This window comes from Kitasatospora sp. NPDC088160 (assembly GCF_044741445.1).
Taxonomy (GTDB): Bacteria; Actinomycetota; Actinomycetes; order Streptomycetales; family Streptomycetaceae; genus Kitasatospora.
On sequence record NZ_JBIUSS010000007.1, the window covers coordinates 221802 to 237510 of the forward strand.

Consider the following 15709-nt stretch of genomic DNA (forward strand, 5'->3'; position numbering starts at 1 on the left):
ATGACCACCACCGTCCCCGCACCCGCCGCACCGCCGACCGGACCGCCCCGCGGCCGGTGGGGCCTGTGGGCCCACGGCGACTTCCGCCGGCTCTGGATCGGTGAGACCTCCAGCGGTCTCGGCACGGCCGTCGGGAGCGTGGCACTGGCCCTGGTCGCCGTCGTCACGCTGGACGCCGGCCCGCTCGCGGTCGGTGTGCTGAACGCCGCCGCCTGGCTGCCCTGGTTGTTCCTCGGCCTGCCGGCCGGCGCCTGGGTGGACCGCTGGCCGCGGCTGCGGGTGATGCTGGTCTGCGACCTGCTGCTGCTCCTGCTGTTCGCGAGCGTCCCGGTGGCCGGCTGGCTGGGCGTGCTCGGCATGCCGCAGCTGGTGGTGGTGGCCCTGCTCACCGGAGCCGTGAAGGTGTTCTTCTCCACCGCCTACGGGGCCGTGCTGCCGACCCTGGTCGGCAAGGAGGACCTGCTGGAGGGCAACGTCAAGCTGCGTTCCGGCGCCTCCGCGGCCGACATCGCGGGGCCGGGCGTGGCCGGTCTGCTGGCGCAGGCGTTCGGCGCGGCCAGCGGGCTGCTCGCGGACTCCGTCAGCTACGTGGTCTCCGCGATCTGCGTCAGCCGGATCCGGACGGTCGAGCAGCCGCCGCCGCGGTCCGCGCGGCGCGGCCTCCTGCGGGAGATCGGCGACGGGGTGCGCTTCCTGGCGCACGACCCGTACCTGCGGACGCTGGCGCTGTTCGGCGCCGTCGGCAACCTGGGGCTGAACGGCATCCAGGCGGTGCAGACGGTGTTCCTGATCCGGTCGGTCGGCGTCGAACCGGGCGCGGTGGGCATGGTGTTCGCGGTGGTCAGCGTCGGCGGTCTGGCCGGGGCGACGCTGGCCCGGCGGATCGCCCGCCGGCTCGGCAGCGCGCGCGGACTGCTGCTCTGCGAGCTGGTGGTGGCGCCGTTCATCCTCCTGTTGCCGCTCGCGGGGGAGCGGCTGCCGCTGGCGGTGTGCGCGCTCGCCTGGGCCGTCGCGGTGGGCGGGGTGATCGCCGGGAACGTGCTGGCGGGAAGCTTCAACCAGGCCTACTGCCCGCCGGAGATGATCGGCCGGATCCGGGCCAGCGCGGCGACCCTGAACTACGGTGCGATCCCCGTCGGCGCCCTGGCCGGCGGCTGGCTCGGCGAGGCGCTGGGCGCCCGCACCACCATCTGGATCATGGCGGGCGTGCTGCTCTCCGCCGGAGGGGTGCTGCTGGCGAGCCCGCTGCGGAGCCTGCGCGACTTCCCCGAGCGGCCCGAGTTGCCCGAGCTGCCCGAGCGCCCCGGGCGTCCCGTCTCCTGACCGGACCGCCGCAGCACCCGAACCGCCAGCCCTGCCCGTACCTGACCTGACCTGACCTGCCTGACCTTCCCTCCCGACCCATGGAGCCTCCCATGACCCGCACCGCCCGCCCGCGCCACTACCTGATGTGCCGTCCGACCCACTTCGAGGTCACCTACGCGATCAACCCGTGGATGGACCCGGCGAAGCCGGTCGACACCGACCTCGCCGTCGCCCAGTGGGAGCGGCTCCACGCCCTCTACGGCGAGCTCGGCCACCGGGTCGACCTGATCGACCCGCTGCCCGGCCTGCCCGACATGGTCTACGCCGCCAACGGCGCCACCGTGGTGGACGGCAAGGTGCTCGGCGCCCGCTTCCGCAACGCCGAGCGGGCCGCCGAGGGCCCGGCCTACCTGGAGTGGTTCCGCGCCCGGGGCTTCGAGACGCGCGATCCGGAGCACGTCAACGAGGGCGAGGGGGACCTGCTGCTGACCGCGAGCTCCGTGCTGGCCGGGCGGGGCTTCCGCAGCGTGGCCGACGGGCACGCGGAGGCCCAGGAGTTCTTCGGGCGCCCGGTGATCGGCCTGGAGCTGGTCGACCCGCGCTTCTACCACCTGGACACCGCGCTGGCCGTGCTGGACGGCGACGAGATCATGTACCACCCGGAGGCCTTCTCGGCCGGCAGCCGTGCCGTCCTGCGCCGGCTGTTCCCCGACGCCCTGCTGGTGGACGGCGCCGACGCGGCGGTGTTCGGCCTCAACGCCGTGAGCGACGGCCTGCACGTGGTGCTGCCGGAGGCGGCCGTCGGCCTGGCCGCGCGGCTGCGGGAGCGCGGGTTCCGGCCGATCGGGATGGACCTCAGCGAGCTGCTCAAGGGCGGTGGCAGCGTCAAGTGCTGCACCCTGGAGATCCGCGCGGCGGCCTGAACGACGGCCTCGACGGGAGGCCGTGATCAGTGGTGCTCGGCTGTAGATCCGCCGTTGAACGCTCCCGGCCAGACTGGTGGCACACCACGACGGAAGCCCTTCCCACCGGGGAAGCGAGCCAAGGGAGCACCAGAGATGACGCAGCGTCCGGCCACCGCCCCCACCCGCCTCCGGCTGTTCACGGTCGGTCTCGGGGTGGTCGTCGCCCTGGGCGCCGGCCTCTCCGCCACGGCCGCCGTGGCGGAGACGGCCGGCACCGGGACGGCGACGGTGGTGAGCGGCGACGCGACGCCGACGCCCACCCCCGCCCAGCCCAGCCCCACCGGCACCGTCCACGGCAGCACCGGCGACTGGAACAGCACCGGCTCCTGACCGCACCAGTTCCTGACCGCACTGGCTCCTGACCGCACCGGAAAGCGGCAGGATCGATTCTTCAGTGACCGGTCATCAGCTCGTCAGCGGCCCGGCCCGCAGCTCGTCACCGGAGCGCCCGACGCCCCCCGGCCACCGCCCCGACGCCCGTCCGGGACGGACGGAGCCGACGACGTCGACGGAGCCGAAGAAGCCGAAGCAGCCGTAGCGGCCGAAGCGTTCGGACCCTCCCCCCGGGGCAGCAGCCCCGCCACCTCCTCCGCCTCCGGCAGCCCCAGCCGGACGAAGATCCGATGCGCCTCCCGCAGCCGGCCCCACGCCTCGGCCTCTCGCCCGAGGTCCGCCAGCGTTCGGCCCAGCACCACCAGCGCCTGGCCCTGGTCCCGCTCGGCCCCCAGCTCCTCGCACAGCGTCAGCGCCTGCCCGGCGTGCTCCAGCGCCTCGTCCGTCCGACCCAGCGAGCGCAGACTGTCCGCCATCCGGTAGCGGGCGTGCGCGGCCCGGGCCCGCAGCCCGGCCGCCGAGGCCACCGCCAGGCACTCGCCGAACCAGGTGACGGCCTCCTCGTGCCGCCCCAGCCCGTGCAGCGCCAGCCCCAGCACGTACAGCGTGTACGCCCGGCCGGGATCGTCGTGCCGGGTCCGCAGCTCGGCCAGCGCCTCGTGGCAGATCGGCACGGCCTCGGCGGCCCGCCCGCTGCGCACCCGGGCCAACGCGGCGTTCACCGTCGTCACCAGCGCCCCGGAGCGGTGGCCGAGTTCGCGGGCCAGCAGCAGCGCCTCGTCGTAGTGCCCGACGGCCTCGTCGTAGCGGCTGAGGAACTGGCAGACCAGGCCGAGGTCGTTCAGCGCCTGGCGCAGGATCACCGTGTCGCCCGCCGAGCGGGAGGCGGCCACCGCCAGCCGGGAGGCCGCCTCGGCCTCCTCCAACCGGGTGGCGGCCAGGGCGACGTTGCCGCGGAGGAAGTGCGCCCGACCAGCTGCCCGGTGGTCGGCGTGGTGGTTCGCGGCGGCGGCCAGGGCCTCCGCCGTACTGGCGAGCTGGCGGCTGGGCGGGGCGAGGACGAACGGCGTCAGCGCGATCAGCAGGTCGATCGCGGCGCGCAACGGGTCCGGTGCCGCGCCGTCGGCCGGGGCCGGCGCGGCGTCGTCCGCGACGGTCCAGCACGCCACCTGGGCGGCGAGCGCGATCGCCCCGGAACCCTCCGCCTCGGCCCAGGCCCGGGCGCCGTCCGGGCCGCCGAGGTCCACGCCCGCGCTGCGGGCCGGCCCGAGCGCACCGGCGGCCGGATCTCCCGGGACGGCGTGCTGGAAGGCCGCGCACGCGGTGGCCAGCAGGTGGTCCAGCAGCCGGTCACGGGCCTCCACGGCCGCGCCCGGGTGGTCCGGGCGCCGCCGGGCGAAGGCGCGCAGCAGGTCGTGGTAGCGGTAGCGGCCGGGGAACGGCGACTCCATCATCGCCACGTCCACCAGAGACTCCAGCAGGTCCTCGGCGTCGTACTCGTCCAGGTCCAGCAGGGCGGCCGCGGCGGGCAGCCCGATGTCCGGGCCGTCCACCGAGGCGGCCAGCCGGAACGCCCGGGCCTGGGCGGGCGTCAACTGGCGGTAGCTCAGTTCGAAGGCGGCCTCCACCGCCAGGTCGCCGATGCGCAGCTCGTCGATCCGCCGCCGTTCGACCGCCAGCCGGCGGCCCAGCGTCTGGACCGTCCAGCTCGGCCGGGCGGCCAGCCGGGCCGCCACGATCCGCACCGCGAGCGGCAGGTGGCCGCAGACGAGCAGCAGCTCCCGGGCGGCCTCCGGCTCGGCGGCCAGCCGCTCGCCGCCGATCGTGCGGCCCAGCAGTTCGAGCGCCTCCGCCGGCTCGAACACGCCGAGGTCGGCCTGGACGGACGCGGGCAGGCCCGAGAGCCGGGTACGGCTGGTGGTGAGTACGGCGCAGCCGACCGCGCCCGGCAGCAGCGGTCTGATCTGCGCGGTGTCGTGGACGTTGTCGAGCACCAGCAGCAGCCGCCGGCCGTCGACCACCGAGCGGAACAGCGCCGAGCGGGCGTCCAGCCCCTCGGGCACCCCGTCGGCCGGCACGCCGAGCGCCACCAGGAAGCTGCTGAGCACCGCCTCCGGGTCGGCCGGCGTGGTGTCGGCGCCCCGCAGGTCGACGTAGAGCTGCCCGTCGGGGTAGGCGTCGCGGGCCCGGTGGGCGACGTGCAGGGCCAGCGCGGTCTTGCCGACCCCTCCCATGCCGACCACGGTCGCGATCACCAGCGCCTGCTGGTCCGGGGCGCCGAGGGCCTCGCCCAGCCGCTCGACCAGGACGGTGCGGCCGGTGAAGTCCGCCGCGTCGGGCGGCAGCTGGGCCGGTCTGGGCGACGCCGTGGTGGTGCCGGCGGGCGCGGCGGGCGCACCCGCCGCCGCGGGGCCGTCCGGCGGATCCTGCGCCTCGGGCCCGGGCCCGGCCGGCTTCACCGGGCTGGAAAGCAGCGCCACGGGCGGCGCCGGGGCGGCGAGCGACAGGTCGCCCTCCAGGATCCGCCGGTGCAGCTGGTCCAGGTCGGCCCCGGGCTCCACCCCCAGCTCGTCCAGGAACAACTGACGCACGCCCCGGTACACCGCCAGCGCGTCCGCCTGCCGCCCGGCCTGGTACAGCGCGCGCATCAGCAGCCCGTACGCCCGCTCGTGCAGCGGGTGCTCGGTGGTCAGCGCGGTCAGCTCCGGGATACACCGGGAGAAGCGGCCCAGCGTCAGATCCAGGGCGATCCGTTCCTCCAGCAGGGTCAGCCGGAGCTCCTGCAACCGCTGGCGCTGCCGCTGCGCGAACGGGCCGGGGATGCCGGCCAGCGGCTCGCCCTGCCACAGCTCCAGCGCCTGGTTCAGCAGGTCACGCGCCTGCTGCGGCTGTCCGGCGGCCGCCGTGCGCTCGGCCTGCGCCGCCAGTTCCTCCCCTTGCGCCGCGTCCACGGAGTGCTTGGGCAGCACCAGCCGGTAGCCGTCCCCGACCGAGGTCAGCACGGTCGGCGCGTCCGGCTCGTCGCCGTGCAGGATCTTGCGCCACCGCCAGGCGTACGTCCGCACCGTCGTCACCGCGGTGCTCGGCGGCTCCTCACCCCACAGGGCGTCGATCAGGTCCGTGGCGCTCGCGCCGTGCCCCGGCCGGAGCAGCAGCACCGCCAGCATCGCCTGCTGCTGGGGACTGCCGACCTTCAGCACGGTCGTGCCGCACTGCGCTCTCATCAACCCCAGCACCGAGAACCGGAAATCACCCATTCGTGCACCTGCCCGCTTCATGTGCCCGCCCCCGCCCACGCACGCGTCTGCCCCCCGATTGATGAGTCACTATCAACCCACGCCAGCCGGTGGGCTGTCGAGGGATCGTCGACCCCGTAGTGATCCGGTGTTGATCGCCCACCGTCACAATCACTGGTGTGGCCCCAGCCGTCGGCCCGGTACGACCCGCCGGGCCCGCCACACCCCCCGGGTGTCGCCGCCCGGGCGACCACCACGTCTCTCGGAGGCCGACGCCAGTGAACACCGACCTGCTCTACCGGTTGCTCGACGTCGACCCGGTCGCCGGACCGGTCGAACTGCTCCACCGCGCCCGCGGCGCCCGCGACCTCCCCTACCTGGTGCTCGCCGCGCTCGTCCGGGAGGACGTCCGGATGGGCGAGCACGCCCGCGCCGAACTTCAGCGCGCCCGCGACCGGGCCGACTGTTACGCCCGGATCGCCCGCGACCTCGCCGACGCCACCGGGGTGCGCCCGATCCGCGACCTCCCGCTGGCCGGCTACTACCCGTCCGACCTGCCCCGGCCGCTGGGCGAGCTCACCCTCGTCAGCCCCACCGAGGCCGCGCTCTGGCAGGCCGTCAGCCGGCTGGTCACCGAACACCCGGTGGAGTCCGTGGAGGTCACCCTGATCGGCGAGCGCCCCCGGCACACCTCCGTCACCCTGCGCTGGCCGGCCGAGGACCCGCTGCTCGACCCGTGGTACCAGGTCCGGCTCGGCACCGCCGCGCTCACCGGCGACCTCGCCACCGTCCCGGTCCGGCCCTACCTGGCGGCCGACGACCACGTCGAGTGCCTGATCGCCCTCGCGGAGGAGGGACTCGGCCGCGCCTTCCGGGCGGGTGACGTGATCGACGTGGCCCGCCTGGGCCGGCAGTCCTTCGAGCCCGTCGAGACCGCCGCCGTGGTCGCCGCCTACCGGCTCGCCCCGGAGGCCGTCGCGCTGCTCGACCTCGCCGCCGAACACGTGCCGCTGGACTCCCTGGGGGGCGTGCGTACCGTCCTGGAGGCCGAGGTCGCCCCCGAACTCCGCCGCCGCGAATCCCTCGCCCGCCCGCTCCGGCCGCGGCACGGCACCCTGCTGCGCCGCACCGTCATCCGGCACCAGTGGGACGAGGCCCGCCTCCTCCCGGCCGGACCCGCCACCCTGCTGCTCACCCCGGTCGCCGACTTCCTGCTCGCCCCGGAGGGCGTCCGCCCGACGGCCCCCGCCCGCGCCGCCGCCCTCACGGCCCTGCGGGCCTGGGACACCACCGCCCCCGACACCCCGGACGGCGCCCCCTGCGCCCGCCTGCCGGAGTCGAAACACGGCTGAGCCCCGGGCCGTCTGCCTGACCGAACTGTGGGTCAGCTGCGCGAGGCCGGAACGAGGGCGCCCCAGAAAACCACACTGGCCGACATCGAGATCGCCGGGATCACCGTCCCCAAGGGGGCTCCGCTCTGGCAGAACCGCAGGGTGTCCGGTCAGTAGCCGTGCTCTCGGTCAAGGGCCCTGTCCAGGGTGTCGTCGAGAGTGGTGGCCGCCATGATCAGCGAGAGATGGGTGAACGCCTGAGGGAAGTTGCCCAGCTGCTCGCCACTGGGACCGATCTCCTCGGCGAAGAGGCCGACGTGGTTGGCGTAGGTCTGCATCTTCTCGAAGGCGTAGCGGGCCGCCCGCAGGCGCCCGGCCCGGGCGAGGGCGTCGACGTAGAGGAAGGTGCAGAGGCTGAAGGTGCCCTCCGAGCCGCGCAGGCCGTCGGGCGAGGCCGTGGGGTCGTAGCGGTAGACCAGGCTGTCGGACACCAGGGTGCGCTCCATCGCGTCGAGCGTCTTCAGCCAGCTCTCCGTCCGGGGGGCCAGGAACCTGACCCTGGGGATGAGCAGCAGCGAGGCGTCGAGGACGTCGCCGCCGTAGTACTGGGTGAGGGCCTGTTCCCGCTCGTTCCAGCCGCGTTCCATCACCTGTTCGAGGATGGCGTCGCGGGCGGCGGTCCAGCGGAGGGTGTCGGCGGGACGGCTGAAGTCGGCCGCCAGCCGCAGACCCCGGTCGAAGGCCGCCCAGGACATCACCCGGCTGAAGGTGAAGTCCTTGCGTCCGCCGCGGGTCTCCCAGACGCCCTCGTCGGGACGGTCCCAGGAGTCGGCGAGCCAGTCCAGCGTGCGGGCGAGGTTCTTCCAGCCGTGGTAACCGGCCCGCATGTTGATCTCCTGGCCCTCCGCCAGGGCGTAGAGCGCCTCGCCGTAGATGTCGAGCTGGAGCTGGTCGGCGGCGGCGTTCCCGGCCCGCACCGGGTACGAGCCGCGGTAGCCCTCGAAGTGTTCGAGGATCTCCTCGGTGAGCTCGGGGTCACCGTCGACCCGGTACATGACCTGGAGGGGTTCTCCCTCGACACCGTCCATGCCGCGCAGGCGGTCGCCCAGCCGCTCGCCCAGCCAACTGGTGAACTGCGCGGCCTCCTCGACGAACCCGAGGTCGAGCAGCGCCCGTACGGACAGCGAGCCGTCGCGGACCCAGGTGTACCGGTAGTCCCAGTTGCGCTCCCCGCCGACCTGCTCGGGCAGGCCCATGGTGGCCGCGGCGATCGGGGCGCCGGTGGGGGCGTAGGTGAGCAGCTTGAGGGTGATGGCGGACCTGTTGACCATCCCGGGCCACCGGCCGCGGTAGCGGGAGCCGCGCACCCAGCGCTGCCAGAAGTCGACGACCTCCCACAACTGCTCGGACACCCCGCCCTGGGTCAGCGGAGGCGGCGGCTCACCGTCCGGTCCGTGGACGGTCAGCAGGGCCGCCGCGTGCTCGCCCGTGTTCAGGGTGATCTCCCCCCGTACGTCCCGGGCCTCGGCACCGTCCGGCCGCAGTGGCACGGTGCTCTGCAGGTGTGCGGCGATGCCCGGTGCCCGGAAGGCCGCGGTGTTGTCGCGCAGGTCGAGTTCGTGGGTCGCCCGGCCGTAGTCGAAGCGCGGCCGGCACTCCAGGGTGAAGCGCACCGTGCCGCGTACGGCCCGCACCCCGCGGACCAGGACGTGCCGGTCGGTGGGCGTACCCATCCGGTCCGGCGGCATGAAGTCGAAGACCTCACCGACCCCGTCGGGTGACATGAACCGGGTCACCAGGACCGCAGTGTCCGGGTAGTAGAGCTGTTTGCAGCTGGTGGACTCCTCCACGGGGGCGAAGCGGAAATAGCCGCCGCGGTCGTGGTCCAGCAGGGCCGCGAAGACACTCGGCGAGTCGAACCGGGGGGCGGCGAACCAGTCGACGACTCCCCGGGAAGAGACCAGAGCAGCGGTTTGCAGGTCGCCGACAAGGCCATGCTCGGCGATGGGCGGGTACCGGTCCATGACCATCAAGCCTCCCTGAAGCCCACTCCCTCCACTCTCTGCCCGGTCCGACGGATACGCGAGGGGAGGAGAACCGCCACCGGGGAGCCGATCTGGGCGCGGTCGTGTGCGCGGTCGTGTGCGCAGGCACGCTAGAAGTGCTGGTAAGTGGCTGTTCGGGCGGTCGTCCTCGACGAGAGTCCCAACGGTTCGGCAACGGTGTTCGAGAACTCCGGGAGGGACGGAGCGCCCTGCTCCACGGGAGCCCCGGTCCCGGAGTCGGCGCCGCGATGTGAAGCTTGAGGCTTTGTGGCGAGGAGGCCCGGGCTCCCGAGCCGGAGCGGTCTGCTGCGCCCGTTCCGTCCCCGGCCGGCGCTGGGTCAGCTGCGGGAGGCCGGGACGAGGGTGTTCTCGCTGGTCCGGCCGGCGGCGTAGTCGTCGATGTTGCGGGCGGTGGCGTCGATGATCTGGCCGACGGCGGTGTGGGTGAAGTAGGCCTGGTGGCTGGTGACGAGGACCTGGGGGAAGGTGACGAGGCGGGCGAGGACGTCGTCGGTGATGCCTTCGATGGAGCGGTCGGTGAAGAAGACGCCGGTTTCCTCCTCGTAGACGTCGAGGCCGACGCCGGACAGGCGCCCGGCGCGCAGGGTCTCGACGAGGGCGGCGCTGTCGATGAGGCCGCCGCGGCTGGAGTTGACGAGGATGGCGTCGTCCTTCATCCGCGCCAGCGCTGCGGCGTCGATCAGGTGGTGGGTGGCGGGGAGCAGGGGGACGTGGAGGCTGATGAGGTCGGCGCGGGTGAGGAGTTCGGGCAGTTCGGTGTAGGTCATGCCGAGGTCGAGGCAGGCCGGGTTCCGGGCGATGTCCCAGCCGAGCAGTTCGGTGCCGAAGCCGGCCGCGATGCGGGTGAAGCACTCGCCGATCTTGCCGGTGCCGATGACGCCGACCGTCATCCCGTGGACGTCCCGGCCGAGGAGGCCGTCGAGGCGGAAGTCGAACTCGCGGCTGCGTCCAGCGGCCCGGACGATCCGGCGGTTGACGGCCAGGGCCAGCGTCCAGGCGTGTTCGGCGACGGCGTAGGGGCTGTAGTAGGAGACGCGGGCGACGGTGAGGCCGAGGTCGGCGGCGGCGTCGAGGTCGATGTTGTTGAAGCCGGTGGAGCGTTGGGCGATCAGCTTGGTGCCGCCGGCGGCGAGGACGGTGAGGGTCTCGGCGTCGAGGACGGCGTTGACGCTGCTGCTGACGGCCGGGTAGCCGGCGGCGAGTGGGGCGGTGTCGCGGTTGAGGAACATGCTCAGGCAGCGCAGCCCGTGCCGGCCGGCGAAGGCCTGTTCCAGCAGCGGCCGTTCGTCGGCCTGCACCCCGTACGCGAGGATCTCCATCGGTTGCCCTTCCGCGAGTGGTCCGCTCCACCGGCCACGCTAGCGGGGCCGTCGCAGGGGCGCCCGTCGGACGCACGAGGGCCCGGACCGGTAGCGGTCCGGGCCCTCGACGGGGTGGGGGAGGTCAGATGACCGTCTCCGCCTCCAGGTAGCGCTCCTGCGGGACGGTCTTCAGCTCGGCGACGGCCTCGGCGATCGGCACCAGGTTGATGTCGGTGCCCTGCAGCGCGGTGATGTGCCCGAACGCGCCCTTGTGGACGGCCTCGACGGCGTGCCAGCCGAAGCGGGTGGCGAGCACCCGGTCGTACGCGGTCGGGGTGCCGCCGCGCTGGGTGTGGCCGAGGATCACCGGGCGGGCCTCCTTGCCGAGCCGGTGCTCCAGCTCGCGGGAGAGCTGGGTGGCGATGCCGGTGAACCGCTCGTGGCCGTAGATGTCCTTGGTGCCCTCTTCCCAGTGCATGGTGCCGGGCTCGGGCTTGGCGCCCTCGGCGCAGACCACGATGGCGAACTTCTTCTGCCGGTCGAAGCGTTCGCGGACGACGGCGGTCAGCTTGTCGATGTGGAACGGACGCTCCGGGACGACGATGGCGTGCGCGCCGGCCGCCATGCCCGCGTTGAGCGCGATCCAGCCGGTGTGCCGGCCCATGACCTCGACGACCATGACCCGCTGGTGGGATTCGGCGGTGGTCTTCAGCCGGTCCAGCGCCTCGGTGGCGACCGAGACGGCGGTGTCGAAGCCGAAGGTGACGTCGGTGGAGGCGATGTCGTTGTCGATGGTCTTCGGGACCCCGACCACCGGCAGTCCGGCGTCGCTCATCAGCTTGGCGGCCTTCAGGGTGCCCTCGCCGCCGATCGGGATCACCGCGTCGATGCCGAGGTCCGCGCACAGTCGCTTGGCGCGCTCGACGCCGTCGCGCAGGTGGCTGGGCTGGACCCGGGACGAGCCGAGGATCGTGCCGCCCTGGGCCAGGATGCCGCTCACCGAGTCGAGGGTGAGCGGCCGGTGGACGCCCTCCAGGAGACCGCGCCAGCCGTCCTGGAAACCGATGATCTCGTCGCCGTGGTCGACCACCCCCCGGTGGACCACGGAACGGATCACCGCGTTCAGGCCGGGGCAGTCACCGCCGCTGGTCAGCACTCCGATACGCATTAGCTTTGCAACTCCCGAGCAGAACCGAGGAACGGCCGGACTACAGGCTGGGACGACGAGCCGTCACCGTAGCGGGGCGCTCCCACGCCGGAGTGGCGGGGAGGTGGCCGCGGGGTGAAGGACCGGCCGATCCGGACAGAACGCCCGAAAACGGCCGCGAAGTCGAGCATACGGCCCCTGGTCCGGCCGGGCAGGAGCCGACGCGGGAGCGGCGCCGTCGGCGCCCCCGCGCGGAAAGTGCAGCCTGCTGCCGAGGAGGGTGTGCAGTAGGCAGCCCCATTGTGGTACGTCCGGGGCCGCCCCTGAACCGGGTGACCGCATCGCGGGCACCCGGGCGTCGGGGCGGACGGACGTACTACGCGGGGCGCGTCGTGGCGGCGATGCGCTCGGCGCGCAGCGCGTCGTACCAGGTGGTGTCGGCCGGCGGCAGGGCGTTGACGTCCAGCGCCAGCTTGATCAGCATGTCGGCCACGGCGGGGTTGCGGGCCAGCACCGGGCCGTGCAGGTAGGTGCCGAACACGGTGTCCCGCCAGGCGCCCTCGGTGCCGTCGCCGGTGCCGTTGCCCCGGCCGGCGACCACGGTGGCCAGCGGCTGGACGCCCTGGCCGAGGTGGGTGACGCCCTGGTGGTTCTCGAAGCCGGTCAGCTGCGGCAGGCCGAGGCGCGGGTCGACGTCGGCGAGGACATCGCCGACGCAGCGGGCGCCGTCGCCGCGGGTGGTCCAGACGTCGAGCAGGCCGAGGCCCGGCTCGCGCTCGCCGAGGTCGTTGACGAACTCGTGGCCCATGATCTGGAAGCCCGCGCAGACGCCGAAGATGATCGCGCCGTTCTCGGAGGCCCGGATCAGGCCGCTGTCGTTGCGCAGCCGCTCGGCGGCGAGCCGCTGCGGACGGTCCTCGCCGCCGCCGATCAGGTAGATGTCGCCGCTGGTGGGGACCGCCTGGTCGGAGCGGACGTCGATCCGGGTCACGTTGAGATGGCGCTGGCGGGCCCGGCGCTCCACGACCAGGGCGTTGCCGCGGTCGCCGTAGGTGCTGAGCAGGTCCGGGTAGACCCAGACCACGCGCAGGCTGCTCTCACTCATCCTCGAAGGCCTTCCGTCACGATCAGATGGGGCTGCAGGCGCGGCATCAGCCGGCCACGACCTTCCGCAGCTGCTGGAAGGCGGTGTAGTTGGCGATGGCCTCGATCCGGCCGGGCGGGGCCATCCGGACGGCCTGCTCCAGCGTGTCCACCACGTGGAACTGCAGTCCGGCGACCTCCAGGCGGACGGCCAGGTCCAGCTTGCGCTGCCCCATCACGAACACCGGGTGCCCGGCGAGGCGCTCGTAGTCGACGTCCCACAGCCAGGAGGTGTCCGTGCCGTCGGCGTCGAGCGCGTTGACGGACAGGATCACCGGCGCGGGCGGGCCGTCGATCAGCGAGAACGTCTCCAGCCAGCCGGCCGGGTTCTTGGCCAGCAGCAGCCGGATGTCCCGGCCCTGGTACTGGACCACGTCGTAGCGGCCGGCCACGGCCGTGACCGAGCGCATCCGCTCCAGCGCGACCTGCGGGGAGACGCCGAACACGGCGGCGACGGCGGCCGAGCTGGTGGCGTTGGCCAGGTTGGCCCGGCCGGGCAGCTGGAGCTGGATCGGCCAGGCGCCGCGCTGCGGGTCGATCACGTGGGTGCCCTGGAGCGCCCAGTGCGGGTTGGGGCGCCGGAAGCCGCACTCCTGGCAGAACCAGTCGTCGCCGGGGCGCTGCATCACACCGCCGCAGGCGGGGCAGGACCAGGCGTCCTCCTTCCAGGCCTGCCCGGCGGCCACCCAGACCACCTTCTTGCAGGACGAGGCGGCCCAGGTCACCAGCGGGTCGTCGGCGTTGGCGATGACCACGGCCTCGGTGTCCTGAAGGCCCTCGCGCCACTTCTCGGCCATCATCCGGGTCTCGGCGGCGCGGTCGAGCTGGTCGCGGGAGAGGTTGAGCAGGGCGATCGCCTTGGGGCGGGTGTCGCGGGCGACGCCCGCCAGGTACTTCTCGTCGACCTCGATCACGCCGAAGCGGGCGTCCGAACCACCGGCCAGGGCGGAGGTGATGCCGGCCGGCATGTTGGCGCCCAGGGCGTTGGAGACCACCGGGCCGGCGGCGCGCAGCGCCTCGGCGATCAGGCGGGTCGTGGTGGTCTTGCCGTTGGTGGCGCTGACCAGGACGACGTCGAGGTGGTCGGCGAGGGTGGCGAGCAGGTCGGGGTCGAGCCTCAGGGCGACCTTGCCGCCGATCACCGAGCCGCTTCCGCGTCCGGCCTTGCGGGACACGGCGGCAGCGACCCGACCGGCCGTGACCGCGATCTTGGCGCGGGCCGGCAGCGAGGCGTCGCGTGCGCCTGTGGGCTCCGATTCGGTGCCTGCCATGCTCAGTGGTTCCTCCTTGCTGCGGCACCACCCGGGTCCGGATCAACGGGCCGTCGGGCGGCGGGGACGGGGCCAGCCTACCGACTCCGCCGCCCGGCTCGACGATCCGGACCCCAGGCAGCCTGCTGCGACACGGCCGGAGGCGCCGCCTCGGGCGTCCTGACGGATCGTCGGGGAAGACGGTGTACGGAGGGGGCCTTCGCCGCTTGGGACGCTCTCCGGGCTCTCGGGGTTCCCGGGTGAGGATGTGGTGAAGAAAAGATCAGCGGCCCGGGCGGGCGCAGGAGACCGGCTCGTCCGCGGCCAGCGTGGCGGTGATCACCAGGGTGCCGTCCTCGGCCCGGAAGTCCAGCGGCGCGGCCAGCCGGCGCATCGCGGTGATCAGCCCGGTGTTGGAGGCGTGGGTCACCGCGTACACGGTCGTGACACCGGCCGCCCGGGCCGCCGCCGACAGCTGCCGCAGCAGGGCCGGACCGAGTCCGCGCCGCTGCCAGGCGTCCTCGACCAGCACCGCCAGCTCCGCCTCGTCGTCGTCCCACATCAGGTGCCCGAGGGCGACGATCCGCCCGTCGGCGGCCGTCGCGGCGAGGCTGTGGCCGTGCCGGGCGTCCAGCAGGTGGTCCAGGTAGCGGCCGGCGTCGCGGACCGGCCCGTGGTAGCGCAGCCGCAGCGAGGCGGGGGAGCAGCGGAGGTGCATCGCCAGGGCCGCGGCCCGGTCGGCCGGTCCGGCGGGGCGCAGCGTCAGCGCCGTCCCGTCCGCCAGCGTCAGCCGGGACGGCGCCTCCCGGTCCGGGTCCGTCACGGCTCGCGGCCGGTCGACCGGGGGGTGCGGGCGGGCGGACCGCAACGGGCCCCCGGTGAGCGCGGGCAGCCGGGCGGCCTGGCCCTCGGGCGCCGCGCACCTGCGCTCGGACCTGCGGAAAGGCCGGTGCCAGAGCCGTTCGGGGCGAGTGCGTGATGCCGTCATGCCGCCGACGCTACCGACGCCGCGCTTCCGGCCGGTTACGTGATCGTGAACGCAGGAATGACCTGGGCGGTTCCGGAGCGTGACCATGTTTCGGGGGGCTCGGCCGGGCTCGGGCACCAGGGTGGCCGACGGGCCCGGGGCGATCGCCCGGCCCCGACCGGACCATTGACCTGGACACGCTCACGGATGGCGCAGAATCCGGGAACGGGTGAGCCCCTTCGGATAGGGATGGCTCGGCTTTTCGCCGATCCCACCTCCCCCGAAGGGGCTCACATGTCCTTCCCGTCGTCCTTCCTGAAGAAGTCCGCCCTCGTGCAGCGGTCCGTACTGGGCGTGGCGTGCTGCGCACTGCTGCTGGCCGCGCCGATCGCCCTCGCCCAGCCGGCCGCCGCCGCCGACGGGCCCAAGACGCCCCAGGAGGCTGCCGCCTGCAAGGCTGTCGTCTCCACGCTGCTCGGCGGCTTCGGGTCGATGCTCGCGAACTCGGCGTGCGTCGTCCAGCCGAGCGACAGCTGAGCGGCGACTGAGCGGCGACTGAGCGGCGGCCGTACGGGGGCCGCCCTCAGGCCCCGGCCGCCGGGGGGGGGGGCGGCGGGGCCCCCGGGGGCCCCCCCCCGCCCCCGGCGCCCCGGGGGGGGGGGCGG

12 protein-coding genes are annotated in these 15709 nt (G+C 74.0%); 5 read left to right on the forward strand and 7 right to left on the reverse strand.

What is annotated here, in order from left to right; translation table 11 throughout:
* The 3 genes from ACIOGZ_RS13140 to ACIOGZ_RS13150 all read left to right on the forward strand — a co-directional run bounded on the left by ACIOGZ_RS13140 (position 1) and on the right by ACIOGZ_RS13150 (position 2600).
* Positions 1-1323, forward strand: coding sequence for an MFS transporter (locus ACIOGZ_RS13140; protein ID WP_363629436.1), 1323 nt, complete (start codon positions 1-3; stop codon positions 1321-1323).
* Between the two features lie 92 nt (positions 1324-1415).
* The gene (gene ddaH, locus ACIOGZ_RS13145; RefSeq protein WP_400985934.1) at positions 1416-2228 is read left to right on the forward strand and encodes a dimethylargininase; all 813 of its coding nucleotides are present in this window, start codon (positions 1416-1418) and stop codon (positions 2226-2228) included.
* 135 nt (positions 2229-2363) lie between these two features.
* Entirely contained in the window at positions 2364-2600 is a 237-nt protein-coding gene (locus ACIOGZ_RS13150; RefSeq protein WP_363621049.1) for a hypothetical protein, read from the forward strand.
* A gap of 83 nt (positions 2601-2683) precedes the next feature.
* Here ACIOGZ_RS13150 and ACIOGZ_RS13155 read toward each other — a convergent pair whose 3' ends face one another.
* Positions 2684-5860, reverse strand: a complete 3177-nt coding sequence (locus ACIOGZ_RS13155; protein WP_400985936.1) for an AfsR/SARP family transcriptional regulator — start codon at positions 5858-5860, stop codon at positions 2684-2686.
* A 257-nt stretch (positions 5861-6117) separates the two neighbouring features.
* On the opposite strand from ACIOGZ_RS13155, the gene ACIOGZ_RS13160 reads away from it, so the two are divergent.
* A complete protein-coding gene (locus ACIOGZ_RS13160; protein WP_363589317.1) occupies positions 6118-7191 on the forward strand; it encodes a hypothetical protein in 1074 nt (357 codons plus the stop codon).
* Positions 7192-7340: 149 nt separating this feature from the next.
* On the opposite strand, the gene ACIOGZ_RS13165 is transcribed toward ACIOGZ_RS13160, so the two are convergent.
* The 6 genes from ACIOGZ_RS13165 to ACIOGZ_RS13190 form a co-directional block, all read right to left on the reverse strand.
* Entirely contained in the window at positions 7341-9194 is a 1854-nt protein-coding gene (locus ACIOGZ_RS13165) for a glycoside hydrolase family 15 protein (RefSeq protein WP_400986009.1), read from the reverse strand.
* A 359-nt stretch (positions 9195-9553) separates the two neighbouring features.
* The gene (locus ACIOGZ_RS13170; RefSeq protein ID WP_363629427.1) at positions 9554-10555 is read right to left on the reverse strand and encodes a 2-hydroxyacid dehydrogenase; all 1002 of its coding nucleotides are present in this window, start codon (positions 10553-10555) and stop codon (positions 9554-9556) included.
* 124 nt (positions 10556-10679) lie between these two features.
* Positions 10680-11705 carry a 6-phosphofructokinase gene (locus tag ACIOGZ_RS13175; protein ID WP_350886672.1) on the reverse strand — a complete coding sequence of 342 codons (1026 nt, stop codon included), beginning with the start codon at positions 11703-11705 and terminating at the stop codon, positions 10680-10682.
* A 355-nt stretch (positions 11706-12060) separates the two neighbouring features.
* Entirely contained in the window at positions 12061-12789 is a 729-nt protein-coding gene (locus ACIOGZ_RS13180; protein ID WP_363589322.1) for a glutamine amidotransferase, read from the reverse strand.
* Positions 12790-12835: 46 nt separating this feature from the next.
* Complete coding sequence (locus tag ACIOGZ_RS13185) at positions 12836-14098, reverse strand: MurT ligase domain-containing protein (RefSeq protein ID WP_350886666.1); 1263 nt, start codon at positions 14096-14098, stop codon at positions 12836-12838.
* 262 nt (positions 14099-14360) lie between these two features.
* Entirely contained in the window at positions 14361-15065 is a 705-nt protein-coding gene (locus tag ACIOGZ_RS13190; protein ID WP_363589324.1) for a GNAT family N-acetyltransferase, read from the reverse strand.
* 273 nt (positions 15066-15338) lie between these two features.
* Between ACIOGZ_RS13190 and ACIOGZ_RS13195 the strand changes: the two genes are divergently transcribed.
* A complete protein-coding gene (locus tag ACIOGZ_RS13195; RefSeq protein ID WP_363589325.1) occupies positions 15339-15581 on the forward strand; it encodes a hypothetical protein in 243 nt (80 codons plus the stop codon).
* The last annotated feature ends 128 nt before the right edge of the window (positions 15582-15709 follow it).

Bases quoted from the DNA above. Each gene is read 5' to 3' on its own strand.
- ACIOGZ_RS13175 (WP_350886672.1), bottom strand. From the start codon at position 11,705: ATGCGTATCGGAGTGCTGACCAGCGGCGGTGACTGCCCCGGCCTGAAC.
- ACIOGZ_RS13180 (WP_363589322.1), bottom strand. From the start codon at position 12,789: ATGAGTGAGAGCAGCCTGCGCGTGGTCTGGGTCTACCCGGACCTGCTC.
- ACIOGZ_RS13150 (WP_363621049.1), top strand. From the start codon at position 2,364: ATGACGCAGCGTCCGGCCACCGCCCCCACCCGCCTCCGGCTGTTCACG.
- ACIOGZ_RS13195 (WP_363589325.1), top strand. From the start codon at position 15,339: ATGTCCTTCCCGTCGTCCTTCCTGAAGAAGTCCGCCCTCGTGCAGCGG.
- ACIOGZ_RS13165 (WP_400986009.1), bottom strand. From the start codon at position 9,194: ATGGACCGGTACCCGCCCATCGCCGAGCATGGCCTTGTCGGCGACCTG.
- ACIOGZ_RS13185 (WP_350886666.1), bottom strand. From the start codon at position 14,098: ATGGCAGGCACCGAATCGGAGCCCACAGGCGCACGCGACGCCTCGCTG.
- ACIOGZ_RS13155 (WP_400985936.1), bottom strand. From the start codon at position 5,860: ATGGGTGATTTCCGGTTCTCGGTGCTGGGGTTGATGAGAGCGCAGTGC.
- ACIOGZ_RS13190 (WP_363589324.1), bottom strand. From the start codon at position 15,065: ATGACGGCATCACGCACTCGCCCCGAACGGCTCTGGCACCGGCCTTTC.
- ACIOGZ_RS13140 (WP_363629436.1), top strand. From the start codon at position 1: ATGACCACCACCGTCCCCGCACCCGCCGCACCGCCGACCGGACCGCCC.
- ddaH (WP_400985934.1), top strand. From the start codon at position 1,416: ATGACCCGCACCGCCCGCCCGCGCCACTACCTGATGTGCCGTCCGACC.
- ACIOGZ_RS13170 (WP_363629427.1), bottom strand. From the start codon at position 10,555: ATGGAGATCCTCGCGTACGGGGTGCAGGCCGACGAACGGCCGCTGCTG.